Genomic DNA, 24657 nt, shown 5'->3' with positions numbered 1-24657 from the left:
GCTGCATTTTAGGTAGAAGGGAGAACAAATTCATGCAGGAAAGTGCTGATTTATTCGGTGAAAAAGAACGTTATGTAAAAGGGCTTGTGAAGGTTGTTATTTTTCACAATGAGCAAAACTTATATTCTGTGTTAAAGGTTAGAGTTCATGAAACAAGTGAAAAGATCGAAGATAAAGAGATAACCGTAACAGGTTACTTTCCTCTCCTGCATGAAGATGATACATATACTTTTTTTGGTTCTTTTACAAATCACCCAAAGTTCGGCCTGCAATTTCAGACAGAGCACTTCCGAAAGGAGATTCCACAAACAAAGGAAGGAATCATTCAATATTTATCAAGTGATCTCTTTAAAGGGATCGGCAAAAAGACAGCCGAAGCGATTGTTGAAAAATTAGGAGAGTCAGCGATCTCTAAAATCCTGCAAAACCCTTCGATTTTAGATGATATTCCTAAAATTAATAAAGAAAAAGCGAAGCAGCTTGTTGAAGCATTAGTTTTACATCAAGGCCTTGAGCAAATTATGATTGCCCTGAATCAATTTGGTTTTGGCCCGCAGCTAGCGATGAAAATCTATCAAGCCTATCAAGATGAAACATTGTCCATCATTCAGGAAAATCCATATCAGTTGGTTCATGATGTGGAAGGAATCGGTTTTATACGAGCAGATGAACTTGGAAAACAGTTGGGTATATCAGGAAAAAACCCTGAACGAATCAAAGCGGCATGCCTGTATCTGGTCGAATACTTATCCCTTCAGGACGGGCATGTTTATCTAACAGTAGAGCAGCTCATGGAAAAAACAATGGAGCTCCTAAATCATTCAAAGCAAGAAACGATTTTAGAATTAGATATTGTCTCTGAGATTGAGGCACTAGCTGGGATGAAAAAACTGATTGTAGAAGATGGAAGAGTATACTTGCCAAGTCTTTATTTTGCGGAACAAGGGTTGGTCAAAAATATTAAAGAAGTGCTGGGACAAACTGAATATGATGAGCTTTTTCCTGAGTCTGAATTTTTGCTCTCACTAGGAAAGCTTGAGGAAAGAATGAATGTTCAATACGCCCCGACGCAAAAGGATGCGATACAAAAGGCATTAATGTCGCCAATGCTGCTATTAACAGGAGGCCCAGGAACCGGGAAAACGACTGTTATTAAAGGGATTGTCGAGTTATATGCGGATTTGCATGGCTGCTCACTTGATCCAACCGATTACAAAAAAGATGAACCATTTCCAATCTTGCTCGTAGCTCCGACTGGACGTGCTGCAAAGCGGATGAGTGAAGCGACTGGCATGCCCGCTGTAACGATTCACCGCTTATTAAAGTGGAATGGCGCTGATGGCTTTGAACATGATGAAGAAAATCCGGTCGCTGGGAAGCTGCTCATTGTCGACGAGGTGTCAATGGTTGATATCTGGATTGCCAATCAATTATTTAAAGCACTTCCGAAACAGATCCAGGTGATCATGGTAGGGGATGAAGATCAGCTTCCATCTGTTGGTCCCGGGCAAGTGCTTCGGGATTTGTTAGCATCCCAGCAAATTCCGACTGTACGACTAACTGATATTTACCGGCAAGCAGAAGGTTCCTCCATCATTGAGCTTGCACACGATATCAAACAGGGGAGATTGCCGCAAAATATTACAGCGCCAACTTCAGACCGTTCTTTTATCCAATGTTCTCAGTCACAAATGAAAGAGGTTGTTGAAAAGGTTATTAAAAGTGCAATTAAAAAAGGATATACATCAAAGGATATTCAAATATTAGCACCTATGTATAAAGGACCAGCTGGGATTGATCAATTAAACAAATTGCTTCAGGAGCTTTTTAACCCTAAGACACCTGGAAAAAGAGAAATGAAATTTGGTGATATTGTTTATCGGACGGGCGATAAAGTTCTTCAGCTTGTCAACCAACCGGAAAGCAATGTTTTCAACGGAGATATCGGTGAAATCGTAGCAATTTTTTACGCAAAGGAAAATACCGAAAAAGAAGACATGGTGGTCATATCCTTCGATGGCAATGAGGTAACGTATACAAAACAAGACTTTAACCAGTTTACCCACGCATTTTGCTGCTCAATCCATAAATCTCAGGGAAGTGAATTTCCGATTGTTGTGTTGCCGATTGTAAAGGGCTATTATCGTATGCTTAGACGTAACTTAATTTATACAGCGATAACAAGAAGCAAACGCTCGTTAGTGTTATGCGGGGAGAGAGAAGCGTTACAGTGGAGTGTTTCTAATAATGACAGCTCAGAAAGACAAACAACGCTCAAGCTTAAGTTAAATGGTTCTAATGAACTAGATGAATTACAAAAAGAGCTTCCATTTCCAATTGAAGATGCAAATATCGGAATGGAAAACGTTACACCGTATGACTTTATGGAATAGGGCACAATCTAAAAATGTTCGGAAAGGTGGAGATTTCTTTGCGGACATTTTCAAAGCTAAAAGGGCTTCCAGTTTATAGTAATAGTAGCGCAAACCTATTAGGTCATGTGACAGATTTATGCTTGTCACCCAAAGGCTTTATTATCGGACTAATAATGGAAGGAAAAGGGTTGTTCAATCGTGACCGCTTTGTTCCAATTCAGTCAATCGATGCGCTTGGAGAAAATGGCGTAATGGTTGAGAGTGAAAACAAGCTGCTTTCGATTCAAGATATGAAAACGAATTACACATACAATACCTATGACGATCTTCGCTATAAATCAGTGCTGACAAAAGAAGGGGAGCGACTTGGTTTATTAGAGGACGTATATTTTTCCGAAAAAATGGGCACAATTGAGGCATACGAATTGACGGATGGATTTTTTGCTGACATTACTGAGGGAAAAAAAGTGATCAAGGCTTCAAGTGAACCACTTACGATCAGTAAAGATGCTATCGTCATCGATTTTTTAATGTAAGAAGAGGTGTGCCCATTTGTTTTCATGTCCGAATTGTAAAAGTAAAGACCTTGGGAAGATCGGTGTAAATCAATATTATTGCCGGAACTGCTTTATTGAACTTTCTGTTTCAAAGGGAAAAATATTAACTCATCAAGTTGAAGAGGATGGAACGTTAAGCTCACTTGATGATTTATTTTCTGAGGATGAACGATCAATAAGCATGTAAAGGGGAGATAGGTCTTGAATCGTACCGTAACCTCACTAGTTTCATTAGGACTTGGTGCTGCAGCATATTATGTTGCACGAAATACTAATATGACATCTAATCGTACGATGAGAAAAATGCGTAAGCGTGTTATGAAAATGTTTTAAGGATAGGAGCTGCTTGCCAGCTCCTTTATTATTTTGGACAGAGAATCCCTTCTCATGAATAATTTTCTAACATCCTTCCACAATATGAAAGAGAGGGAAGGTGAAGGAATGAGAGACCGTCAAATAAAATGGTTAGTGCGTATTACTATTTTATTGTTGGGGCTCCTTACAATTTATGTGTTTTTTCAGCTTCATAACCTGTGGGATCCCTTTTTTCTCATGTTTAAAGCAATCTTTATCCCGTTTTTAATAAGCGGATTTATTACATATTTGCTTCATCCCGTCATTGAGAAACTTCACAAGACAGGTGTTCCTAGATCCATTTCCATTCTTGTCATTTATTTTTTATTTTTTGGAATAATCGGATATGGTTTCTATCGGGGAATTCCAGTTTTAGTTACTCAGCTTAGGGACCTTTCAGAAAATTTCCCGCAGTTTTCAACAACCTATAAAAATTGGATTGATTCCATTCATGTGCAAACAAATAGCTGGCCCGATGGAATTCACGATCGTATCGATTTAATGTTTCAGGAAACAGAAGAATGGCTGGCATCTATGATTGAAAACATTATAAATAGTCTAAAAGGTATTTTTGACTATCTCCTTTTACTTGCGATTATTCCATTTCTCGTATTTTATATGCTAAAAGACTATGAGCAGGTTAAAAAAGCGGCATGGTATTTAACGCCGCGAAAATGGAGAAAGGAAGCAATCCAATTTCTAAAAGAAATAGACCATTCATTAGGAAGTTATATTAGAGGCCAATTATTTGTCTGCTTTATTATTGGCAGCTTAGCTTTTTTGCTATTATGGTTTTTTAAGGTAAGATACCCGCTAATCTTAGGACTTTTAATTGGAATAACAAATATTATCCCATATTTCGGACCAGTCATTGGCGCGGTTCCAGCCTTAATTATTGCTGCGACCATGTCAACGGAAACGGTGTTATTTGTTATTGCCATTATTCTTTCACTTCAGTTTTTGGAAGGAAATATTCTAGGGCCATTTATTGTGGGGAAAACTCTTCATATGCACCCGATTATTATTATGCTTGCATTACTAGCGGGAGGAGAAATTGCAGGAGTTATTGGCTTAATGCTAGCCGTACCAATTGTTGTTATTTTACGTGTCATCCTTGTTCATATTGTACAACTTAGAAGGCAGCATTGACATTTACAAGCACCTTGTCTATAATTCACGATAGAATATTGCTAAAACATTGATGGAACGAAGTATGTTGGAACCGCTTTTTAGAGAGGAATTTCCTTGGCTGTAAGAAATTCTAAAGTAAGGACAACAGAAGCTAATCCTAAGTGCAGAAAAACCTGCCGTTAAAACCACGTTACGGTTCAATGAAGAGATGGACTATTGCTTATGATACGAAGGATAAGTTTTTTGTAGTTAGCTTCGTGTCCAGCTTCAGGCGCCATCGGCTCGAGGTCATAAGCCAATCCGTCCAGAAGGTTAAAAAACAACCTTCCAGACGGGTTGACTTATGCTTGTCGCCGAAAGATTAGCGCCTTACGCATTTCAATGTCCATAATCAGGGTGGTACCGCGAGTTAACTCTCGTCCCTGTGGAAAGAGTGATTCTTTACACAGAGGCTGAGGGTTTTTTGATTTTTACTAATATATCTGCCTTATTTCATGGCAGTAAAGCATTATTCAAAAGCCAAAAACTAGTTATTTTAAGGAGGATTCCAATGAAAAACCTGAAATCATCTGAAGTGCGTCAAATGTTTTTAGATTTTTTCAAAGAGAAAGGACATGCTGTTGAACCTAGTGCATCATTAGTTCCACATGAGGATCCAACTCTTTTATGGATCAATAGTGGTGTTGCAACATTAAAAAAATATTTTGATGGACGTGTGATACCTGCAAATCCAAGAATTTGTAATGCACAAAAATCGATTCGTACCAATGATATTGAAAATGTTGGGAAAACCGCTAGACATCATACGTTCTTTGAAATGCTTGGTAATTTTTCCATTGGCGATTATTTTAAGGTTGAAGCAATTAAATGGGCATGGGAATTTTTAACAAGCGAAAAATGGATTGGTTTTGATCCAGAAAGATTGTCTGTTACGATTCATCCTGAGGATCAAGAAGCATTTGAAATTTGGACAAATAAAATTGGTATTCCTGAGGAGCGTATTATCCGCTTGGAAGGAAACTTTTGGGATATAGGGGAAGGGCCAAGCGGACCTAATACAGAAATTTTTTATGATCGTGGTGAGGAATATGGCAACGATCCTAAAGACCCGGAACTATATCCAGGCGGTGAAAACGAGCGTTATTTAGAGGTTTGGAATCTAGTGTTTTCACAATTTAATCATAATCCTGATGGTACATATACACCGCTTCCTAAGAAAAACATTGATACAGGCATGGGGCTTGAACGAATGGTTTCAGTCATTCAAAATGTTGAAACGAATTTTGATACCGATTTATTCTTACCAATAATCCGGGCAACGGAAGAAATTTCAAATGAAGCTTATCATCAAAATAAAGAAAAAGATGTTGCCTTTAAGGTGATCGCTGATCATGTTAGGACGGTAAGCTTCGCTATCAGTGACGGAGCACTTCCTTCAAATGAAGGAAGAGGCTATGTGCTGCGCCGCCTTTTAAGAAGAGCGGTTCGCTATGCGAAGCAAATTAACATACACCGCCCGTTCATGTATGAGCTTGTTCCTGTTGTAGCGGAAATCATGGTTGATTTTTATCCGGAAGTGAAAGCAAAAACAGAATTTATTCAAAAAGTCATTAAAAATGAAGAAGAGCGCTTCCACGAAACATTGAATGAGGGCTTAGCGATCCTTAGTGAGGTTATCAAAGCTCAAAAAACGAATGGCAGCGACATTATACCAGGCGAGGATGTCTTCCGTTTATATGATACATATGGCTTCCCGGTTGAATTAACGGAGGAATATGCAGAAGAGGAAGGCATGAAGGTCGATCATAATGGGTTTGAACAAGAAATGGAAAGACAGCGTGATCGTGCACGTTCTGCTATGCAAAAGGTAGACTCCATGCAAGTTCAGGGCGGTGTGCTAGGAGATATTAAGGCTGAAAGTGAGTTTGTTGGTTATAACCAATTAACAGTAGAAGCAGCTTCTGTCATCGTGATGGTGAAAGATGGAGAATTGATTAAAGAAGCTCATGAAGGTGACGAGGTCCAGCTTATTCTGGATAAAACTCCATTCTATGCAGAGAGCGGCGGACAAATTGCCGATGAAGGCTTTCTGACAAGTGAAAAAGTCCGCGTTAAAATAAAGGACGTTCAAAAGGCACCTAATGGACAAAATCTTCATCATGTTGTCATCGAAAGCGGCAGCCTGCAGCCAGGGGATGCTGTGACAGCTACAGTTTCTGAAAACAATCGCAATGCCGTTGTGAAAAATCATACGGCTACACATTTATTACATCAAGCATTAAAAGATGTATTAGGATCCCATGTAAATCAAGCTGGATCTTTAGTAACAGCAGATCGTCTTCGCTTTGACTTCTCCCACTTCGGACAGGTAAGCGGGGATGAATTATCGCACATTGAACAAGCGGTAAATGAACAAATTTGGAAAAGTATTGATGTAACTATCGATTATAAATCCCTAAATGAAGCCAAGGAAATGGGAGCTATGGCACTTTTCGGTGAAAAATACGGAGAAATTGTCCGTGTCGTACAAGTAGGAGATTACAGCCTGGAGCTTTGTGGTGGCTGTCATGTCGACAATACCGCATCAATCGGCCTATTTAAAATTGTAACTGAAACAGGTATTGGTGCTGGAACAAGACGTATAGAAGCTGTTACAGGACAAGCAGCCTACCAATTAATTAATGAACAGCTGGAAAAGCTTCAAGAAGCTGCAGCGATTTTAAAAGCAAATCCTAAGGATTTAGTGACAAGAATAGATAGTTTATTACATGATTATCGTACACTTCAACGTGAAAACGAATCTTTAACAGCTAAGCTAGGCAATCTTGAAGCAAGCAGTATTGTGGATCAGACAATCAATGTAAATGGTGTGAAGGTGCTTGCGGCACAAGTTAATGCGAAAGATATGAATAGTCTTCGAGGCATGATGGATGACTTGAAAAGTAAACTCGGATCAGCTATTGTTGTTCTCGGAGCTGCAGAAGCAGGAAAAGTAAACCTTGTAGCAGGGGTAACAAAGGATTTAGTCGAAAAAGGCTATCATGCTGGGAAATTAATTAAGGAAGTTGCAGAACGCTGCGGAGGAAAAGGCGGCGGTCGTCCAGATATGGCACAAGCTGGTGCTAAAAGCCCTGAAAACTTGACATCGGCACTAAAATATGTCGAGGAATGGGTTGAATCCGTTTTATAATTAAGAAAAGTAGTGTAAAATGTAGGTAAGATTGGACAAACAGATTTTGTCAAGGATCTGAGAAAGAGGTGCGAATCGTGAGTTCATTTGATAAAACAATGAAATTTAATTTCTCTGATGAATCGGTTGAAACAAATGTGAATGAAGTTCTTTACACCGTTTACGATGCATTGCAAGAAAAAGGCTACAACCCAATTAATCAAATCGTTGGTTATTTGCTTTCAGGTGACCCTGCCTATATTCCACGTCATCGTGACGCAAGAAACTTAATTCGCAAGCTTGAACGTGATGAATTGATTGAGGAGTTAGTAAAATCTTACTTACAAAAACGAGCATGATATCGCATTAGCAATGTAAGAAATGATTGGGATGGAATCGGCAGCCTAACAATTATGCTTGCCCCATCCCTTTTCCTTCAAAAAAAATTGAGAGGGACTATATGAAAATATTAGGATTGGACTTAGGCTCTAAAACCCTTGGGGTAGCTGTCAGTGATGAGCTGGGCTGGACGGCCCAAGGAATTGAAACGATTAAAATAAATGAAGAAAGCCGAGACTATAACATGAGCAGGCTTTCTGAAATTATGGAAGAGCATCGTGTTGAGAAAATAGTTCTCGGCATGCCGAAAAACATGAATGGAACCATTGGACCAAGAGCAGAAGCAAGCCAGAGATTTGCAGAGATCTTAAAAAAGAAGTTTAATGTTCCTGTCATTCTCTGGGATGAACGTTTAACAACGATGGCTGCAGAACGAATGCTGATTTCAGCTGATGTCAGCCGGAAAAAACGGAAACAAGTGATTGATAAGATGGCTGCCGTCATGATTTTGCAAGGGTATTTAGATAGTTTAAATTAAGGTTTAAATAAAATAATGAGGTGAATCACATGGAACATGGCGAAAAACAAATTACCGTTATAGATGAAGATGGAAACGAACAACTTTGTGAAGTACTATTTACTTTTGAATCAGAAGAATTTAATAAATCATATGTACTATATTACCCAGTAGGTGCTGATGAAGACGACAGTGAAGAAATCGAAATTCATGCATCAAGCTTTAACCCTCACGCTAATGGGGAAGACGGAGAACTTGAGCCAATTGAAACAGATGAAGAATGGGATTTAATCGAAGAAATGTTAAACACATTCCTTGATGAAGAAGAACAAACATAAGCTTTATGATTTAAAAAAATGATTTAGCAAAAGGGTCAGACCCCTTCAATAAACATAAATATATTGAATTTTATTTCAATATATTACGTTTGAGGGTCAGACCCTTAGTTTTTTATATCTATGGTATTTCCCCTCCTCTTAAAGAGAATAATAAACCTTCAAATGATTCCATTAATATTCCCGCGATTTTCATGCTAATTCCATACTTTTCTGAAATAATTGCCGAAACAAATAGAACATTGTAGTATAATATTGGGATGAGAGGAGGATATGAATGTCAGAAGGAGATTCGAAAAAGGATTTATTCCGAAAAAAGCTTCTAGAAAAACAAAATGAAGCAAAAGTTGTTAGAAAAGTTGTTCTAACAGTTTTTATCATTTTAATTATTGCGTTCTCAGGTATTATCGGAGGCGGATATCTATATATTAAATCTTCTTTACAACCTGTTGATCCAAGTGATCAAAGCAAAATTAATGTCACTGTACCGATTGGCTCATCAGTATCGACCATTTCGAACATTTTAGAAGAAAAAGAGATTATTAAAGATGCCCGTGTTTTTAAATATTATATTAAATTTAAGAACGAATCAGGCTTCCAAGCTGGTAATTATAAATTTACAAAGGCCATGACATTTGAAGAAATCATCGAAAGCTTAAAGCAAGGGAAGCTAATGAATGAAGTTGCCTTTAAAATTACCATACCTGAAGGAAGACAATTAACAGAGATTGCTTCCATTATTGCCAATAATACAGCATTTTCAGAACAAGAAGTACTAGAAAAACTAACAGATAAAACATTTATTGAGTCAATGAGAGCAAAATATCCAGACTTACTTACTGATGATATTTTTGGAAAAAACGTTAAATACGCCCTTGAAGGCTATTTGTATCCGGCAACCTATCCTTATTATAAGGAACCGACAATTGAAGAAATAGTGGAGCCGATGATTAAGAAAATGAGTCAAGTTGTCGCTAAATACATTCCACAGCTGCAAGAGAAAAAGATGAGTGTTCATCGTTTTGTCACCATGGCATCGTTAATTGAGGAAGAAGCAACGGAAAAGGCGGATCGTGAAAAGATATCAAGTGTCTTTTATAATCGAATTGAACAGAATATGCCTCTTCAAACAGATCCAACTGTATTATATGCTTTAGGCGAACACAAGGATCGCGTATTATATAAGGATCTTGAAGTGGAATCTCCTTATAATACGTATCGAAACAAAGGTTTACCTCCAGGCCCAATTGCCAATGCGGGTGAGGTATCGTTTACAGCTGCTTTATCTCCTGAAGAGACTGATTTCCTCTATTTCTTAGCTACAAAAGAAGGGGACGTCATTTTTACGAAAACACTTGAAGAACATAATAAAGAAAAAAATAAACATATTACCAATGCGAACAACTAGAGTGGAAATCAACAGGCAAATTTAACTGTGCCTATTAAAAAAGGGAACGTGAATAATTATTCGCATTCCCTTTCTTATTGTGGTAAAATATATCGAGTTGTTACGAGATTTGTTACTTTTATTATTTAGTTACTAAGAGTTCCTTTTGGGGCTCTTATTTTTAGGTATATATGTAGTTTATAGTATTCGAAATGCAGGAGGACAATGATGGTAAACGAGGAAGTGCTCGAATATCTTGAAAATTTGATACCTGATCGGCCTCAATATGTTGAGCAAATGGAGAATTTCGCTAAACAAAATGGTGTACCGATCATGGAGAAAACAGGTATTGAAGTATTACTGCTCCTTCTCTCTATGCAGCAGCCAAAAAAAATTTTAGAGATTGGTACAGCAATTGGTTATTCCGCAATTCGAATGGCACTTAAATTGCCAAATACCGAAATTATCACAATAGAGCTTGATGAAGAGCGTTTTCACCAAGCAAATCAACATATTAAAAAGATGGGCTTAGATAAGCGAATTCACACCGTATATGGTGATGCTCTGAATGCATCAGAGAACATAAAGAAGTTTGCACCATTTGATGCCCTTTTTATTGATGCAACAAAAGCAAAGTATGCAAAATTCTTTCAAATCTATGAACCGATGCTTTCTGAAAATGGGGTTATTTATACAGACAATGTCCTGTTTAAAGGTACAGTTGCTCGCGATCGGTCAGAGTTAACTACAAGAAGACAAAGAACCCTTGTAAGAAAGCTTGATGAGTTTAATCAATGGCTGTATACATTAGATTCTTATGAAACGACAATTATTCCTGTTGGCGACGGGATTGCAGTAACAAAACGAAAATGAGGTGTTGAAGATGCAAAAACCTGAATTATTAGTTACACCAAAAAAAATAGAGGACATAGTGCCTCTCATTGAAGCAGGTGCTGATGCTTTTATAATTGGTGAGCAAAAATTCGGTCTCCGTCTTGCCGGAGAATTTTCCAGGGACCAAGTAAGGGAGATAATTGCCATTGCGCATCAGCATCAAAAGAAAGTGTATGTGGCAATGAATGCAATCTTTCATAATGAAATGGTTGATGAATTAGGGGACTATCTGACGTTTCTTAAAGAGGCAAAGGCAGATGCAGTGGTGTTTGGGGATCCTGCTGTACTGATGTCAGCTAGAGAAATTGCTCCAGACCTTAAGCTCCATTGGAATACAGAAACAACGGCTACAAACTGGTATACGTGCAATTACTGGGGACGAAAAGGTGCAAAGCGTGCTGTACTTGCTCGTGAGTTAAGCATGGAGGCTATTGTTGAAATAAAGGAACATGCTGAAGTAGAAATTGAAGTTCAGGTCCATGGTATGACATGCATGTTCCAATCCAAACGGAAATTACTTGGAAACTATTTTGAATACCAAGGGAAAGCATTAAAAGTAGAAAATCGCAATGAAAATGACATGATGTTTTTATATGACCCTGAAAGGGATAATAAGTACCCAATATTTGAAGATGTAAATGGAACACATATTATGAGTCCAAATGATATGTGCATTATTGATGAACTTGGAGAAATGATTGATGCTGGAATCGACTCCTTTAAAATTGATGGGGTACTTCAAACATCAGAATATATCCTTGAGGTTACAAAAAGATACCGTAAAGCAATCGATCTTTACACTTCTAACAGTGAAGAATATGAAAAAATCAAAGATAATTTATTAGAAGAAATTGAAGGACTGCAAGCGAAAAACCGTCCATTAGATACAGGCTTTTTCTTTAAAGAAACTGTTTATTAAAGAAAAAAGATTAACATAAGTCTTGAAAGAAGGAGTGAAAATCATGACTGCAGTAATTGATAAAATCTCACAGCTTATTGACGGAAAGCGTGTTATTACGAAAAAACCTGAGTTGTTAGCTCCGGCTGGGAATTTGGAAAAGTTAAAAATAGCCGTTCATTATGGAGCAGATGCTGTTTTTATTGGTGGACAAGAATATGGCCTCCGTTCCAATGCCGACAACTTTTCACTAGAAGAAATGGCAGAAGGGGTGAAATTTGCCAATCAATACGGAGCGAAAATTTATGTGACAACGAATATTTTCGCACATAATGAAAATATGGACGGACTTGAGGAGTATTTAATGGGAATCCAGGATGCTGGAGTAACAGGTATCATTGTGGCAGACCCTTTAATCATTGAAACATGCAGACGTGTTGCTCCAAAGCTTGAGGTGCATTTAAGTACACAGCAATCACTTTCAAACTGGAAAGCAGTGCAATTTTGGAAGGAAGAGGGCCTCGAACGCGTCGTTTTAGCACGTGAAACAAGTGCTGAAGAGATAAAGGAAATGAAGGAAAAAGTCGATATCGAAATTGAAGCCTTTATTCATGGTGCGATGTGTATTGCTTATTCGGGACGGTGTACATTAAGTAACCATATGACAGCACGGGATTCAAATCGTGGCGGCTGCTGTCAATCATGCCGCTGGGACTATGATTTATTTAAGCTTGAGAATAACGAAGAGGTTGCCCTTTTTGACGAAAAAGATGCGCCATTTGCTATGAGTCCAAAGGATTTGAATTTAATTGAATCCATCCCAAAAATGATTGAGCTTGGGATCGATAGCTTGAAGATCGAAGGCAGAATGAAATCCATTCATTATATCGCGACAGTTGTAAGTGTGTATCGTAAAGTGATTGATGCTTATTGTGCTGATCCTGACAATTTTAAGATTGACCCTGAATGGTTAAAGGAATTGGACAAGTGTGCGAACCGTGAAACAGCTTCTGCGTTTTTTGAAGGTGTTCCAGGGTATAAGCAGCAAATGTTCGGCAGCCATTCTAAAAAAACTCCTTATGATTTTGCAGGCCTTGTATTAGACTATAACGAGAAAACACAAATCGTAACCTTGCAGCAACGAAACTATTTTCAGCCTGGTGATACAGTTGAATTCTTTGGTCCTGAAATTAATAACTTCACTCAAACAATTGAAAAGATATGGGATGAAAAAGGAAATGAGCTCGATGCAGCCCGCCACCCGCTCCAAATCGTTAAATTTAAAGTGGGAAAACCAGTTTTTAGTAACAACATGATGCGAAAGGGGTTCTAAGTAAATGGGGAAGAGACCCGTTGTAATCGGAGTGGCCGGAGGCTCTGGTTCAGGTAAGACAAGTGTAACAAAATCAATTTACGAACACTTTAAAGGGCATTCAATCTTAATGCTTGAGCAAGATTTTTATTATAAAGATCAAATTCATTTACCCTTTGAGCAAAGACTAAATACAAATTATGATCATCCTTTGGCATTTGATAATGATTTGTTGATCGACCATTTAAAAGCATTGCTCAATCACCAATCAATCGAAAAACCGGTATATGATTACAAATTGCATACAAGATCTGAAGATGTTATTGTTGTTGAGCCGAAAGATGTTATAATTTTAGAAGGTATTTTAATTTTAGAAGATGAGCGTCTACGTGATCTAATGGATATTAAACTATTTGTTGATACTGATGCAGATATCAGGATCATCAGGCGTATCCAAAGGGACATTAAAGAACGCGGCCGTTCCATTGATTCTGTTATTGATCAATACATTTCTGTTGTTAGACCAATGCATAATCAATTTATTGAACCGACAAAACGTTATGCAGATATCATTATACCCGAGGGCGGCCAAAATCACGTTGCCATTGATTTAATGGTGACAAAAATTCAAACAATTCTTGAACTAAATGCGATTTTGTAATAACATAGCATAGATAAAGAGTACTGTGATCATATTATGTATAAGATTAAATTTCTTAGGGCATGTCTAAAGTCAAAGCTAAGGGCAAACTATTGCCCTTGCTTTTTTCATACAATCTGCTTGAACCTTAAGCAAATCAACGCATTTCTTATCAATGGTCACAAATGAGAATAAGAGTATGTTTTATTATGCATACATTTTTCGATATGAGGCAATAAGCTTCATGTATACATACTTATAAAGTAATCTCTTATCAAGAAAAAGTACAACGCGACAAAATTGAAAAAAACGACGGGGAACAGTCTACTAGAAGGAGTGGAACAAACATGGCACAAGAAAAAGTTTTTCCTATGACAAAGGAAGGAAAAGAAAAGCTCGAGCAGGAGCTTGAATATTTGAAAACGGTTAAACGTAAAGAAGTGGTTGAAAGAATAAAAATTGCCCGCAGCTTCGGCGATCTCTCAGAGAACTCTGAGTACGATTCAGCTAAAGAAGAGCAAGCATTTGTTGAAGGTCGTATTACGACAATTGAAAATATGATTCGCAATGCAAAAATTATTGAAGGTGAAGCAGATACAAGCTCAGTATCATTAGGAAGAACGGTTACATTTACAGAACTTCCAGATGGTGATGAAGAAACCTATACAATTGTAGGAAGTGCTGAAGCAGATCCATTTGAAGGGAAGATTTCAAACGACTCTCCAATTGCCAAAAGCTTGCTTGGCCGTAAAGTAGGGGAAGAAGTTACCGTGCAAACTCCTGGTGGAGAAATGCTAGTGAAAATTGTGAAAATTAGCTAAAAACAGGTTTATATAGGAAACACCTCGTCGAAACTGATGACGAGGTGTTTTTTTTACTGCTTAGGAAATTTTAAAATTCTTGAACTGTGGATAAGCGCTTTGACAGCCAGCTCCGAAGCGCAGAATGTGCAAGTGCAGTCAGTGCAGCAGGATGCTGCGTTTTTGACTGCCAGCGCCTAGCCCCTCTAGGGTCTAGCCAATTTAGAATTGAAGGCAAAGAACGTCTTCTATTCCAATTCGTCTTATTTGCCCTAGGCTGAGCAAGGCGCTTGTGCTTTTGTTCTTTATCCCATTTTTAACGGTAGGAGGTTTCCATGAACTTAAAAAAAAGATTTCTTTTAGTTGGAACTTTTTTCCTCTTTTCCCTCTTTCTCATTCTTTTTCGATTAGCTGATCTTCAATTAATTCATACAGAATCATTTTCTAAAAAAGGGGTAAATCTGATCCAAGAAAGTGTGAATCAACGGACTCAAGAGGTAGTTATTGATGATGGACGAGGTCGCTTCGTAGATCGTAATGGGGATTCATTACGTAATCACGCTGAACCTTCCCTTGTTTTGTTTCCTTTTTTAAACGATATTACATGGCCTGCAGATAAGCTTGCAGAGGTCGTGAATATGTCAAGCAATGAGCTGGAAAAACGTTTACGCGATGCAAAAGAACCGCTTGTTCTTTCAAGTAAGGATGGATTATCCTTATCAAGCGCAGAGCTAGATAAAATAAACGATTTAAAGATTCCAGGCGTTTTTGGAATTTACAAGCAATCACCAATGGAAGAAACGATTGGAAAACATATTTTAGGAATTACAGGTGAAAATGCAGAGGCTTTGAGAAAAAAATATCCTGATCGCAAGGATTTATCTTATAAAACCAAAATTGGGCTAACAGGTCTCGAAGAGGCATATGATGAATTTCTTTTGCCTGATGAAGTAACAAAGCTCTTATATCATGTTGACGGAGATGGACATCCACTCTTTGGAATCAATGTAAAATACATTGCAGACTCGAATCCTTTTTATCCTGTTACGGTAAAGACGACATTAGATAAGAATATACAGGCAATGGCTGAAGATGTATTAACCAAACAAAAGATTGAAAACGGTGGACTTGTTTTACTTGATGTGAAGTCAAATGAAGTATTAGCAATGGTGAGCAAGCCTGATCTTAACCGCTCAAAGAGCAATACCCTGATCAATCATATGCTTCAGCCGATTTTTCCTGGTTCAGTATTCAAAACTGTCATTTCTGCCGCAACAATTGAATATGGTTTAGATGATGCCACAAGAGAGTTTAATTGCAACCTAAATTTATATGGGGAGCTTGATGGTGAACAGGATGATGGAATGCTGACCTTTGCAAGGAGCTTTGCCAAAAGCTGCAATTACACGTTTACGACTCTAGCGGAGGAGCTAATGGAAAAAGATCCTATGGTTATTGAGAATATGGCTGAGAAACTAGGATTGCTTGGACCCGTTGGTTGGAGTGGTACCGTGTTTCATTATCAAAATTTCAAACAGTTCCCTGATGAAAAGGCAGGACATGTTTGGGTCGATGAAAAGGATAAAAATGTTGAGCGAGCGATCGCTCAAACCGCGATAGGTCAGAAGGATGTAAAAGTTACACCGCTGGGGGTTGCTAATATGATGGCGACAATAGCACGAGGCGGTCAAAAAGATCAGGTGAAAATCGTAGAAAATATATTATATAAAAATGGAACCAATATGTATTCTTTTACGTCTAATTCTTTAGAAGGGGAAAAGATATCACCATTAACTGCTTCTAAGCTGCAAGAGTTGCTCCGTTTAGTCGTAACTGACCCGGAAGGAACAGGAAGAAGGTTTCAAACTTCGCCATTTGAGGTATCAGGTAAATCAGGAACGGCTCAGACAGGTAAGAAGAATGAAAAGGGTGAAACACTTTATAACAAATGGTTTGCAGGCTATTTTCCATCAAGTAATCCGAAGTATGCTCTCGTTGTTGTAGAGATGGACACGACCAGTTCTAAAGCCGGAACAAATGCTGCATTTTACGATATAGTAAATGAATTAGCAAAGATGGACTAAATGGCAGGTGATCTTAGGAGAACATAAATGGGTAGGAATAAGACGATAGTCAAGTAAAGTTTGGGATATTTTTTTATTATTAACAAACTGTTATAAAAGATTAACAAATCGATAAAACAACTAGATAGAATGGCATTCTAGTGCTAGAATAAGACAGAAGGTATGAGGGACAAAGGAGTGTAGGACATTGAGTTATAATCATGTAAACTCTCGTTATGAAAAAAGAGATAAGCGTAGAAAAACGAACATCGTCTTGAATACATTAATAGGAATCGTTGCAGTTCTTATTCTTGTAATTGGATCTCAGCTCATCTTTGGCGGAAGTGGTGCTGAAAAAACTGCAAAATATAACGAACCGCCTGACATTAAATTAGCAAACCAAGAAAACAGTAACGAAGAAGCAACTGCAGATAAAGAGAAAGAACAGGAAAAAAGCGAACAATCAGCTGATGAAAAAGATAAAAAAACCGAAGATGAGGAAAATGCAGAAGAATCATCAGATCCTTCTGCTGAAGAAACTACACCAGAGGATCCATTTGAACAGGCAACTATTACACAAGGAGAGCCTGGCTCAGGTGTAGTGGAAACAATTGAAAACCCGGGATGGGAGCCGGTAGGAACGTCTCAATCTGGGCCGCATTCTGCTAATTATGATAAGGATTCACAAGATTGGGCTGAAATGACAAAGGCACTTAGCTATGCAACAGGGATTCCCGAATCAGAGATGATTATTTGGTTCCTTGGAAACAATGGGGGACCAAATGACGCTGTCGGTACGATCTCACCAAAGGATAAGTCTGCGAAATATAAAGTGTATATCACATTTGTTGAAAACAAAGGATGGAAGCCAACGAAAATTGAAAAGTTGAACTAAAAGCAGCGGCATTGCCGCTGCTTTTTCGATATAGATGTTCCCGCGCTATTTGTTCTCACGTTTGCGCTTTAAAATGTACAACAGCACTATAAAATCTATTTCCTTCTTCTGTAACATGCATTTGATGGGAAACAGAATGAACAGTTAATAAGATGGCATTGTTATGGGTGATTTGCTCGTTTATTTTTTTCTCAAGCTCTTTAATGGATGGTGCTTCGAAAAATTCAATTTTGTCTTTAATAAGATCAAGTTGGAAACTCATTATTTACACCTCTTCATTACTTAATCATCATGATAAAATAGTAACAAAATATGATCGTGAAGAACAATCTAAAAAACGAAATAAAAATAGTGGTCTTGCGAATAATCGGTGAAATAGGTAAACTTCTAATGAGGATGACGATGCAGGGAAAAATGGAAAGATACGATTTAAAAGGAAACCCTAAGTTGTCGAAAAGCTGAACCATAATGGAAAGGGAATGAAACAATGAAAATTGCAATAATTGGTGCAATGGAAGAGGAAGTAACAATCCTAAGAGAGAAACTGGAAAATCGTGAGCAAGCAGATATTGCGGGAAGCGAATTTACAAAAGGAACCTATAAAGGGATTGAGGTTGTATTATTAAAATCAGGTATTGGAAAAGTGAATGCTGCCATGAGTACAACGTTGCTTTTAGATCGCTATAAGCCTGATTATGTTATCAACACAGGATCTGCCGGTGGATTTCACCCGTCTCTAAATGTAGGTGATATTGTCATTTCTACAGAAGTTCGTCATAATGATGTGGATGTTACAGCATTCGGTTATGAATATGGACAAGTTCCAGGTTTGCCTGCAGCTTACATACCAGATGAAAAGCTTGTTGAAATGGCTGTCAAAAAAGCCGAAGAGATCTCAAACATCCAAGTGGCAAAAGGATTAATTGTTACAGGAGATTCGTTCTTAAATGATCCTGTAAAAGTAGAATTTATCCGAAGCAAGTTTAACGACCTACATGCAGGGGAAATGGAAGCAGCTGCTATTGCTCAGGTTTGTCACCAATTTAATGTTCCATTTGTTGTGATAAGAGCTTTATCTGATATTGCTGGAAAAGAATCCAATATTTCCTTTGAGCAATTTTTAGAACAAGCTGCAAAACATTCAGCAGATTTAGTATTAAAAATCGTTGAAGCAGTATAAGCTTATCAAATCGAAGGGGTCGGTTATGAATCGATTCCTTTTTTGTTTCGCCTATTTGGAGAAATTTACTTGGTTAATAGTTTGTTAGACTATGTTATCGTGGTTACTATAACACTTCAAATAGGTGGGAGATAATATGAATAAAAAAGAAATTCAGTCGCTAATGGTTGATTTTAAGCAGTATGCGTTTATTCTGTTAGCTGTGAGTGTCTTTCTTTATATCGGCGTTGTCTTGCCCGATCAAGGCAAACCAGAAATATATGATATTGTGCTAATGATTACAACGGTTTTATTTATACTAGGAGCCTTTGTTTGCTTCAAAGCTTCCTTAAAATATAAAAAACAATTGGATAAGCTAGAAGAGTAACATAAGAATCAATGATAAACGCCTACTAAAGGGCGTTTTTTTTGTCCTTATACTTTTAGTAGCAGACCGAGAAAGCGCATTCAATTATCTGAAAATAAAAACAATACAAGAATGAGGAGAAAAACTATTTACAGAATTGGAAATCATGGATATAATTACCAAGGAATAGCAAATTAAAATTAAGGAGGTCGAAGAAGATGATGAAATGTTCACCATTAAAAACTGCAAAGCAAGACTTAAAATTAAACCATCTATTCGACCATATTGGTGTATCCTCCTTTTCGTTATGCGGAAATGAAGACTGATTAATAAAATTGCGCCATGGGTCAATTAGAACTGCATGTGGCGTTCTATATGTATAACGTTAACGTCACAGGCTGCCCTGTGGCGTTTTTTTATGCAAAGCACCTCTTAGTACGTATAATGAACAACTATCCTTTATTAAAAAGGGGAGTTAAACCTTTTAAGCTTGGCAGCCTGAATAAACATCAATGAGGTGCGAATTGCTTTAAAGGAGGTGATACACATGACAATCAATCTATTTTTTATTACCCTAACTTTTTCAGTGTCAAAAAGAAAACGTTCAAAAGAAGAAATGGAAACAAATCAAGAAGTGAAACAAAGAATGGAACATTCAAGAGTAAAAGTGTTCGACGAGTTTCACATGTAAATTAAAGGAACAATAATAATTGGAGGCGATGACTATGTTGAAAATCAAATTGCTTGTACATTTAACTGTAGAGAAGGATTCCACCTAGCTTAGAGCAAGCTAGAAATCATTCAAAGGCCGTTTTTAACGCACATTGGTAAATAAAAAAGAGAAGAGGTAAATTTTGCTCTTCTCTTTTGTCATTATTCTTTTTTGCGGTTTCTTTTTTCTTTTTCTGCTCGATAGAACTCATGGAACATTTTCATAAGAGCACGTTTTTCAATTCTGGAAACATAGCTCCTTGATATACCTAATTCCTTTGCGATTTCACGCTGTGTCTTTTCTTTTTTTAAATCCAAGCCAAACCTTCCGATAATAACTTCTTTTTCTCTTCCATCTAATATATCAATATATTCCTTAACTTTTTCAAGTTCCATATTCAGTTGGATTGTGTCGATGACATCTTCGTTTTCAGATTTTAATACGTCTATCAAGCTAATTTCATTTCCCTCTTTATCTTGACCAATTGGATCGTGTAAGGAAACATCTTTCTTTGTCTTTTTTAAAGCGCGTAAATGCATGAGTATTTCATTTTCAATACAACGAGCCGCATAAGTGGCTAATTTTGTCCCTTTCCCTTGTGAATAGCTTTCAATCGCTTTAATTAATCCGATTGTTCCAATTGAGATGAGATCTTCCGAGTCTTCCCCAGTGTTTTCAAATTTTTTTACGATATGAGCAACAAGCCGTAAGTTGTGTTCGATTAGAAGATTTCTTGCATACTCATCACCCTCTGCCATGAGTCGCAAATATTTCTTCTCGTCTGTTGCAGACAAAGGCTGTGGGAAGGCATTATTTTTTACATAAGATACTAAGAACACTAATTCTTTTACGAAAAAACCTAGTGCTGTTATGAGCCCTGTCATACCTCCACCTCCACTAATACGTTATGTAGGCAAATGCCTATAAGTCATGTTTATGTTCGTGGCAGGTAGTTCGTGCATGTACATTGAAAGAAGATATAAAACGATTTAATATTTGCGGTTAAAAAAATGGACATCGTTAGGAAAATAGCCTAAACCTGGATGGGGGAATGTACATAGTTATATAGTAGTCAGGTTGAAAAGGAAGGTGGGGAGAGATTAATGTATTGTTATGATCGTTATGGTCCCGGGCCGTATCCATATTATCCGACATTTACAGGTATCGGTTATGGCTACTGGTATGCGTTTATCGTTGTCTTGTTAATATTATTGCTGGTTATTGGCGGAGGCTACTATTATTATAATCATTTTTGTTAGAACAAAGTGAATGGTCTAAGCAAACATGAATAGACCATTCACTTCTTATTAGACCACTACATATTTTATAATAGTTGTAAATGCAAACAAATGTTATAATTACTTCACTAATTACATGATACATAAGGACATTTACGGAAATACTAAATCTGTCTATAGAGTTTTAAGGATAAAAAAAAGAGCCGTTAAACGGCGTGAAATGTTTATGAAGAAGCTTTTAAAACATGTCCTAAGGAACGGCGTTTTATTTCATTTGCAATTAGTTCGATAAAATCATCATGTAGTTTCATTTCAGTTGCTTTAAAATAGGATTCAATTAACAATTCGTCAGAAAGTTTACGCATGCATGATGGCCAATTGATTGGCACTACACCTCCTAACCTTGCTTATTTCTAATAGGGAATTACATAATCTGTTATATTTTGTTATTGATTTAAATCTAACATGAATAAAAAAATAGAACAACCGTTCTCTTATCCACAGATGTTAGTGGATAAACTGTGGGTATGTTGTTTATAAAAGGTGAAAAGTAAGGTATCACAGAGGGTATATTGTGTATAATATTATCCACAAGTGTTGTAGAAGATCGGAATTTGTCGAAAAGTTTTTATAATATTAGTAAGCTTTTTCTCATAAACTATAAGTTTCTTTTGAAAGTATGCGCTAAATTGGTTATGATGTAAGTTGGCAAAAAAATGAATAATGAGGTGTTTAAACTCATGCTACGATTATTCTTACCAGGTGACTATGTGAAAAGCGTATTTCATATTTCACCGCAAAAATTAAAAGAAAGTGGAATTAAAGGGATCATTACTGATTTAGATAATACTCTTGTCGAATGGGATCGACCTAATGCAACTCCCCAATTGCAAGAGTGGTTTAAAGAAGTAAAAGAGCATGGAATTGATATTACAATTGTTTCCAATAATAATGAAAAACGGGTAAAGGCATTTTCAGAGCCTCTTAATATTAAATTTATTCATAAGGCAAGAAAGCCGATGGGGAAAGCTTTTTTAAAAGCAGTGAAAATAATGAATTTGAAAAAAGAAGAAGTAGTTGTAATAGGTGATCAGTTATTAACAGATGTTCTTGGTGGCAATCGCAACGGATTTCAGACGATATTAGTCGTTCCGGTAGCATCAACAGATGGTTTCTTTACAAGGTTCAATCGTAAAATTGAGCGGAAAATTATGGCTAACTTAAAGCGAAAAGGGATGATTCAATGGGAGGAATAGAAACGTGTCAGAACAGCAATTTTCATGTATAGGGTGCGGAGTAATCATACAAACAGAGGATCCTAACAAACTGGGCTATGCACCGGAAAGTGCTCTTGCTAAGGACGATATCATTTGCCAACGCTGCTTTCGCTTAAAAAATTATAATGAAATACAGGATGTTTCATTAACAGATGATGATTTTCTAAAAATCCTCCATGGTATAGGAGAATCTAAGGGATTAATTGTTAAAATCGTAGATATTTTTGATTTTAATGGAAGCTGGCTGCAGGGCATTCAACGATTTGTCGGAGGCAACCCAATCTTGCTTATAGGAAATAAAAGCGATATTCTGCCGAAATCAGTTAAGCATCAGAAGCTGATCAATTGGATGAAACGAGAAGCGAAGGAATTAGGCTTGAAACCAATAGATGTTTGCTTAGTTAGCTCTGCGAGAGGTCATGGTATTAGAGAAGCTGCCGAGCTAATTGATTTATATCGTAATGGACAAGATGTGTATGTCGTTGGTGTAACAAATGTTGGGAAATCAACATTTATTAATCGCCTAATAAAAGAGGTTGCAGGTGTCAACGATGTGATCACAACATCACATTATCCAGGAACAACCTTGGATCTAATTGAAATCCCGCTTGAAAATGGGGCTGCACTTTATGATACTCCTGGAATTATAAATCATCATCAAATGGCTCATTTTGTCGATAAGCAGGATTTGAAGCTGTTAAGTCCTAAGAAAGAAATAAAGCCCAAGGTATTTCAATTAAATGAGGGGCAAACATTATACTTTGGCGGACTTGCACGAATGGATTATGTTTCAGGCGGAAGAGAATCTTTCGTTTGCTATATCCCAAATGAATTAAAGATCCACCGGACAAAAAGAGAAAACGCTGATGCTTTATATGAAAAGCATGTCGGGGAGCTTTTAACACCGCCAAGAAAGGAAGAGGTTGAATCATTTCCTAAGCTTGTGCCACATGAATTTATGATAAAAGAAGGCAAAACAGATGTTGTTTTTTCAGGCTTAGGCTGGGTAACGATCAATAATCCAGGGAAAAAGGTCATTGCTTATGCTCCTCAAGGTGTGAATGTATCACTAAGAAAATCGTTAATTTAATCAAGGAGAGGAAAAAATATGGGGAACTTATATGGCGTAATTGGATGTCCAATTAAACATTCGATGTCACCTGACATCCATAATGATGCCTTTAAGGAAAAACATCTCAATGGCTATTATCATGCCTTTCATGTAGAGCCAGAGAGGCTCAAGGAATCCGTTCAAGCTCTTAAGATATTGGGGGTAAAAGGGTTTAATGTAACAATCCCGCATAAAATTTCGATCATTCCGTATTTAGATGAGCTTGATGAAACCGCAAAGATTGCAGGTGCCGTTAACACGGTAATCAATCTAGAGGGACGGCTAATCGGTCACAATACAGATGGAAATGGGTATGTACGATCTCTAACAAAGATTTTACAAAAACCAATTCAGGAGCAAAAAATCTTAATTATTGGTGCAGGCGGTGCAGCAAGAGGCATTTATTTTACTTTAGTACATCAAGGATGCAGTGAGATTGATCTTTGCAACCGAACTGTATCAAAGGCAGAAAAATTAATTAACGAATGCCCTTTTGGACATACGAGTAAAGCATTATCCTTGGAACAAGCAGAACAACAATTAGAAAACTATGATGTAATTATTCATACAACTGCTGTTGGAATGCATCCAAACGTTGAACAAAAACCGCTATCTGTCAAACATGCCAAAAGGACAGCCGTTGTCAGTGATATCGTGTATAATCCAATCAAAACATCTTTGCTTCAAGAAGCGGAAGAACAAGGTTTAACAATACATAATGGTGTCGGTATGTTTGTTCATCAGGCAGCACTTGCCTTCACACTATGGACAGGTATAGAACCATCAATTGAAAGAATGACTGCAATTGTATATGACAAGCTGGGAGGAACATCATGTTAACAGGCAAACAAAAACGTTTTTTACGAAGTGAAGCACATCATTTGAATCCCATTTTTCAAGTTGGAAAAGGCGGGGTAAACGAGAATATGATTAAGCAAATTTCAGATGCATTAGAAGCTCGTGAACTTTTGAAGGTATCTGTATTGCAAAATTGTGAAGAGGATAAAGATTCTGTTGCCAATTCATTAGTAAAAGGAACAGGTGCAGAGCTTGTTCAAGTTATTGGCAATACCATTGTCTTATACAAAGAATCTAAGGAAAATAAGCAGCTTCGTTTACCTAATTAA

Annotated in this window: 28 protein-coding genes; 25 read left to right on the top strand and 3 right to left on the bottom strand. The window is 37.3% G+C overall.

Going from position 1 to position 24657, the window contains the following annotated elements:
• The first annotated feature begins 32 nt into the window (after positions 1-32).
• The 17 genes from Q1B07_RS06335 (at position 33) to Q1B07_RS06255 (ending at position 17666) form a co-directional block, all read left to right on the top strand.
• Entirely contained in the window at positions 33-2393 is a 2361-nt protein-coding gene (locus Q1B07_RS06335; protein WP_299087644.1) for an ATP-dependent RecD-like DNA helicase, read from the top strand.
• Positions 2394-2431: 38 nt separating this feature from the next.
• Positions 2432-2911, top strand: a complete 480-nt coding sequence (locus Q1B07_RS06330; RefSeq protein ID WP_299087646.1) for a PRC-barrel domain-containing protein — start codon at positions 2432-2434, stop codon at positions 2909-2911.
• A gap of 16 nt (positions 2912-2927) precedes the next feature.
• Positions 2928-3119, top strand: a complete 192-nt coding sequence (locus Q1B07_RS06325) for a hypothetical protein (protein ID WP_299087648.1) — start codon at positions 2928-2930, stop codon at positions 3117-3119.
• 14 nt (positions 3120-3133) lie between these two features.
• A complete protein-coding gene (locus tag Q1B07_RS06320; protein ID WP_299087650.1) occupies positions 3134-3265 on the top strand; it encodes a YrzQ family protein in 132 nt (43 codons plus the stop codon).
• 108 nt (positions 3266-3373) lie between these two features.
• Entirely contained in the window at positions 3374-4435 is a 1062-nt protein-coding gene (locus Q1B07_RS06315) for an AI-2E family transporter (protein ID WP_299087652.1), read from the top strand.
• Between the two features lie 532 nt (positions 4436-4967).
• Positions 4968-7607 carry an alanine--tRNA ligase gene (alaS, locus tag Q1B07_RS06310; RefSeq protein WP_299087655.1) on the top strand — a complete coding sequence of 880 codons (2640 nt, stop codon included), beginning with the start codon at positions 4968-4970 and terminating at the stop codon, positions 7605-7607.
• Positions 7608-7684: 77 nt separating this feature from the next.
• Positions 7685-7945 (top strand): IreB family regulatory phosphoprotein, encoded by a 261-nt coding sequence (locus Q1B07_RS06305; RefSeq protein ID WP_299087658.1) that lies wholly within the window; start codon positions 7685-7687, stop codon positions 7943-7945.
• Positions 7946-8046: 101 nt separating this feature from the next.
• Positions 8047-8463, top strand: a complete 417-nt coding sequence (gene ruvX / locus Q1B07_RS06300) for a Holliday junction resolvase RuvX (protein ID WP_299087660.1) — start codon at positions 8047-8049, stop codon at positions 8461-8463.
• Positions 8464-8483: 20 nt separating this feature from the next.
• Positions 8484-8780 (top strand): DUF1292 domain-containing protein, encoded by a 297-nt coding sequence (locus Q1B07_RS06295; protein ID WP_299087662.1) that lies wholly within the window; start codon positions 8484-8486, stop codon positions 8778-8780.
• Positions 8781-9054: 274 nt separating this feature from the next.
• Positions 9055-10185 (top strand): endolytic transglycosylase MltG, encoded by a 1131-nt coding sequence (mltG, locus tag Q1B07_RS06290; RefSeq protein ID WP_299087664.1) that lies wholly within the window; start codon positions 9055-9057, stop codon positions 10183-10185.
• 207 nt (positions 10186-10392) lie between these two features.
• A complete protein-coding gene (locus Q1B07_RS06285) occupies positions 10393-11037 on the top strand; it encodes an O-methyltransferase (RefSeq protein ID WP_299087666.1) in 645 nt (214 codons plus the stop codon).
• Between the two features lie 10 nt (positions 11038-11047).
• Positions 11048-11977, top strand: a complete 930-nt coding sequence (locus Q1B07_RS06280; protein WP_299087668.1) for a peptidase U32 family protein — start codon at positions 11048-11050, stop codon at positions 11975-11977.
• A gap of 43 nt (positions 11978-12020) precedes the next feature.
• Entirely contained in the window at positions 12021-13289 is a 1269-nt protein-coding gene (locus Q1B07_RS06275) for a U32 family peptidase (RefSeq protein WP_299087670.1), read from the top strand.
• Positions 13290-13293: 4 nt separating this feature from the next.
• Entirely contained in the window at positions 13294-13929 is a 636-nt protein-coding gene (gene udk / locus Q1B07_RS06270; RefSeq protein ID WP_299087673.1) for a uridine kinase, read from the top strand.
• Positions 13930-14255: 326 nt separating this feature from the next.
• Positions 14256-14729 carry a transcription elongation factor GreA gene (greA, locus tag Q1B07_RS06265; RefSeq protein WP_046590556.1) on the top strand — a complete coding sequence of 158 codons (474 nt, stop codon included), beginning with the start codon at positions 14256-14258 and terminating at the stop codon, positions 14727-14729.
• A 314-nt stretch (positions 14730-15043) separates the two neighbouring features.
• Positions 15044-16792, top strand: a complete 1749-nt coding sequence (locus Q1B07_RS06260; RefSeq protein ID WP_299087681.1) for a penicillin-binding protein 2 — start codon at positions 15044-15046, stop codon at positions 16790-16792.
• A 187-nt stretch (positions 16793-16979) separates the two neighbouring features.
• Positions 16980-17666, top strand: coding sequence for a DUF1510 family protein (locus Q1B07_RS06255; RefSeq protein ID WP_299087683.1), 687 nt, complete (start codon positions 16980-16982; stop codon positions 17664-17666).
• A 55-nt stretch (positions 17667-17721) separates the two neighbouring features.
• On the opposite strand, the gene Q1B07_RS06250 is transcribed toward Q1B07_RS06255, so the two are convergent.
• Positions 17722-17928: a YrzA family protein gene (locus tag Q1B07_RS06250; RefSeq protein ID WP_299087685.1), complete on the bottom strand. Its 207-nt coding sequence runs from the start codon at positions 17926-17928 to the stop codon at positions 17722-17724.
• 225 nt (positions 17929-18153) lie between these two features.
• Between Q1B07_RS06250 and mtnN the strand changes: the two genes are divergently transcribed.
• From mtnN to Q1B07_RS06235, 3 genes are all read left to right on the top strand, one after another.
• Entirely contained in the window at positions 18154-18846 is a 693-nt protein-coding gene (mtnN, locus tag Q1B07_RS06245; RefSeq protein ID WP_299087688.1) for a 5'-methylthioadenosine/S-adenosylhomocysteine nucleosidase, read from the top strand.
• A gap of 136 nt (positions 18847-18982) precedes the next feature.
• The gene (locus Q1B07_RS06240; protein ID WP_299087691.1) at positions 18983-19213 is read left to right on the top strand and encodes a YrhC family protein; all 231 of its coding nucleotides are present in this window, start codon (positions 18983-18985) and stop codon (positions 19211-19213) included.
• A 526-nt stretch (positions 19214-19739) separates the two neighbouring features.
• Positions 19740-19883: a YrzI family small protein gene (locus Q1B07_RS06235; RefSeq protein WP_299087693.1), complete on the top strand. Its 144-nt coding sequence runs from the start codon at positions 19740-19742 to the stop codon at positions 19881-19883.
• 182 nt (positions 19884-20065) lie between these two features.
• On the opposite strand, the gene sigK is transcribed toward Q1B07_RS06235, so the two are convergent.
• Positions 20066-20788 carry an RNA polymerase sporulation sigma factor SigK gene (sigK, locus tag Q1B07_RS06230; RefSeq protein ID WP_046590572.1) on the bottom strand — a complete coding sequence of 241 codons (723 nt, stop codon included), beginning with the start codon at positions 20786-20788 and terminating at the stop codon, positions 20066-20068.
• Positions 20789-21007: 219 nt separating this feature from the next.
• Between sigK and Q1B07_RS06225 the strand changes: the two genes are divergently transcribed.
• Positions 21008-21163 carry a hypothetical protein gene (locus Q1B07_RS06225; RefSeq protein WP_299087698.1) on the top strand — a complete coding sequence of 52 codons (156 nt, stop codon included), beginning with the start codon at positions 21008-21010 and terminating at the stop codon, positions 21161-21163.
• Between the two features lie 203 nt (positions 21164-21366).
• Here Q1B07_RS06225 and Q1B07_RS06220 read toward each other — a convergent pair whose 3' ends face one another.
• Positions 21367-21507: a sporulation histidine kinase inhibitor Sda gene (locus Q1B07_RS06220; protein WP_046590574.1), complete on the bottom strand. Its 141-nt coding sequence runs from the start codon at positions 21505-21507 to the stop codon at positions 21367-21369.
• 351 nt (positions 21508-21858) lie between these two features.
• Between Q1B07_RS06220 and Q1B07_RS06215 the strand changes: the two genes are divergently transcribed.
• Genes Q1B07_RS06215 through yhbY form a run of 4 tightly spaced genes read left to right on the top strand, consistent with a single transcriptional unit; the run spans position 21859 to position 24657 of the window.
• Positions 21859-22398, top strand: coding sequence for a YqeG family HAD IIIA-type phosphatase (locus tag Q1B07_RS06215; protein WP_299087699.1), 540 nt, complete (start codon positions 21859-21861; stop codon positions 22396-22398).
• Between the two features lie 4 nt (positions 22399-22402).
• A complete protein-coding gene (yqeH, locus tag Q1B07_RS06210) occupies positions 22403-23509 on the top strand; it encodes a ribosome biogenesis GTPase YqeH (protein ID WP_299087701.1) in 1107 nt (368 codons plus the stop codon).
• An 18-nt stretch (positions 23510-23527) separates the two neighbouring features.
• Positions 23528-24370, top strand: coding sequence for a shikimate dehydrogenase (aroE, locus tag Q1B07_RS06205; protein ID WP_299087703.1), 843 nt, complete (start codon positions 23528-23530; stop codon positions 24368-24370).
• Positions 24364-24657 (top strand): ribosome assembly RNA-binding protein YhbY, encoded by a 294-nt coding sequence (gene yhbY / locus Q1B07_RS06200; RefSeq protein WP_299087706.1) that lies wholly within the window; start codon positions 24364-24366, stop codon positions 24655-24657. The genes aroE and yhbY overlap by 7 nt, the downstream gene beginning before the upstream one ends.

Source organism: uncultured Metabacillus sp., from assembly GCF_947503125.1.
In the GTDB taxonomy this organism is placed as follows: Bacteria; Bacillota; Bacilli; order Bacillales; family Bacillaceae; genus Metabacillus.
The sequence above is the reverse complement of the archived record's forward strand: the minus strand, read 5'-3'. Positions and strand labels throughout refer to the sequence as shown.

Excerpts from the sequence above, each read along its gene's own strand:
- Q1B07_RS06335 (WP_299087644.1), top strand. The coding sequence starts at position 33 with ATGCAGGAAAGTGCTGATTTATTCGGTGAAAAAGAACGTTATGTAAAA.
- Q1B07_RS06315 (WP_299087652.1), top strand. The coding sequence starts at position 3,374 with ATGAGAGACCGTCAAATAAAATGGTTAGTGCGTATTACTATTTTATTG.
- alaS (WP_299087655.1), top strand. The coding sequence starts at position 4,968 with ATGAAAAACCTGAAATCATCTGAAGTGCGTCAAATGTTTTTAGATTTT.
- ruvX (WP_299087660.1), top strand. The coding sequence starts at position 8,047 with ATGAAAATATTAGGATTGGACTTAGGCTCTAAAACCCTTGGGGTAGCT.
- mltG (WP_299087664.1), top strand. The coding sequence starts at position 9,055 with ATGTCAGAAGGAGATTCGAAAAAGGATTTATTCCGAAAAAAGCTTCTA.
- Q1B07_RS06285 (WP_299087666.1), top strand. The coding sequence starts at position 10,393 with ATGGTAAACGAGGAAGTGCTCGAATATCTTGAAAATTTGATACCTGAT.
- Q1B07_RS06280 (WP_299087668.1), top strand. The coding sequence starts at position 11,048 with ATGCAAAAACCTGAATTATTAGTTACACCAAAAAAAATAGAGGACATA.
- Q1B07_RS06275 (WP_299087670.1), top strand. The coding sequence starts at position 12,021 with ATGACTGCAGTAATTGATAAAATCTCACAGCTTATTGACGGAAAGCGT.
- udk (WP_299087673.1), top strand. The coding sequence starts at position 13,294 with ATGGGGAAGAGACCCGTTGTAATCGGAGTGGCCGGAGGCTCTGGTTCA.
- greA (WP_046590556.1), top strand. The coding sequence starts at position 14,256 with ATGGCACAAGAAAAAGTTTTTCCTATGACAAAGGAAGGAAAAGAAAAG.
- Q1B07_RS06260 (WP_299087681.1), top strand. The coding sequence starts at position 15,044 with ATGAACTTAAAAAAAAGATTTCTTTTAGTTGGAACTTTTTTCCTCTTT.
- Q1B07_RS06250 (WP_299087685.1), bottom strand. The coding sequence starts at position 17,928 with ATGAGTTTCCAACTTGATCTTATTAAAGACAAAATTGAATTTTTCGAA.
- mtnN (WP_299087688.1), top strand. The coding sequence starts at position 18,154 with ATGAAAATTGCAATAATTGGTGCAATGGAAGAGGAAGTAACAATCCTA.
- Q1B07_RS06240 (WP_299087691.1), top strand. The coding sequence starts at position 18,983 with ATGAATAAAAAAGAAATTCAGTCGCTAATGGTTGATTTTAAGCAGTAT.
- Q1B07_RS06235 (WP_299087693.1), top strand. The coding sequence starts at position 19,740 with ATGACAATCAATCTATTTTTTATTACCCTAACTTTTTCAGTGTCAAAA.
- sigK (WP_046590572.1), bottom strand. The coding sequence starts at position 20,788 with ATGACAGGGCTCATAACAGCACTAGGTTTTTTCGTAAAAGAATTAGTG.
- Q1B07_RS06225 (WP_299087698.1), top strand. The coding sequence starts at position 21,008 with ATGTATTGTTATGATCGTTATGGTCCCGGGCCGTATCCATATTATCCG.
- Q1B07_RS06220 (WP_046590574.1), bottom strand. The coding sequence starts at position 21,507 with ATGCGTAAACTTTCTGACGAATTGTTAATTGAATCCTATTTTAAAGCA.
- Q1B07_RS06215 (WP_299087699.1), top strand. The coding sequence starts at position 21,859 with ATGAATAATGAGGTGTTTAAACTCATGCTACGATTATTCTTACCAGGT.
- aroE (WP_299087703.1), top strand. The coding sequence starts at position 23,528 with ATGGGGAACTTATATGGCGTAATTGGATGTCCAATTAAACATTCGATG.
- yhbY (WP_299087706.1), top strand. The coding sequence starts at position 24,364 with ATGTTAACAGGCAAACAAAAACGTTTTTTACGAAGTGAAGCACATCAT.